Origin of the sequence: Elizabethkingia argenteiflava (genome assembly GCF_009904105.1) — a bacterium.
GTDB lineage: Bacteria > Bacteroidota > Bacteroidia > Flavobacteriales > Weeksellaceae > Elizabethkingia > Elizabethkingia argenteiflava.
In genome coordinates this window covers 1-500 of record NZ_JAAABJ010000357.1, presented here as the reverse complement: position 1 = coordinate 500, position 500 = coordinate 1, and the positions used below count along the sequence as shown (strand labels likewise).

Sequence of the window (500 nt, the reverse complement as noted above, 5' to 3'; positions counted from 1 at the left end):
TTTAATATTGGCGATTATTTTTTCTTTTTCTAAAAAATGTCTTAAAATTTCACTGTAAAATCATTCATCAGCATTCAGAAAAAATCCTTTATGATCTATTTCTGCTTCGATTAGAGGTGACAGGATTTCTTTCAAACTACCTTCTATATGGTATAAATCGTGATGAAGGCCACTTTTTGGACATCCCATTTCCAACATTTGACCCTGGTTATCACACAGAAAAATGCTGTTGGTGGTTTTTGCCTTTTTTCTAGCTTGATAGCCTAGCTTTTCACCTCCCATACGGCTTGGGGTGTGGCTGCCGTCCAACTGAACGTTTGACATCTCCAATTTTCTTTTATTAAGGAGCGAAAGACCTATCCATGCCTTTCTGATAGAGCCATCTTTGCTACATTTATTGAAATAATAGTATATGCTTTGCCAGCAGATTTTCTCTTTGTCATTATATTCTTTCAAACTTAATTCTCGCCACTGTCAGCCTGTTTTCAGGCGTTTTACAA

1 protein-coding gene is annotated in these 500 nt (G+C 36.2%); it reads right to left on the bottom strand.

What is annotated here, in order from left to right; genetic code table 11:
* Nucleotides 1–60: 60 nt before the first annotated feature.
* Complete coding sequence (locus GNY06_RS03985) at nt 61–456, bottom strand: hypothetical protein (RefSeq protein WP_166518903.1); 396 nt, start codon at nt 454–456, stop codon at nt 61–63.
* Nucleotides 457–500: the final 44 nt, after the last annotated feature.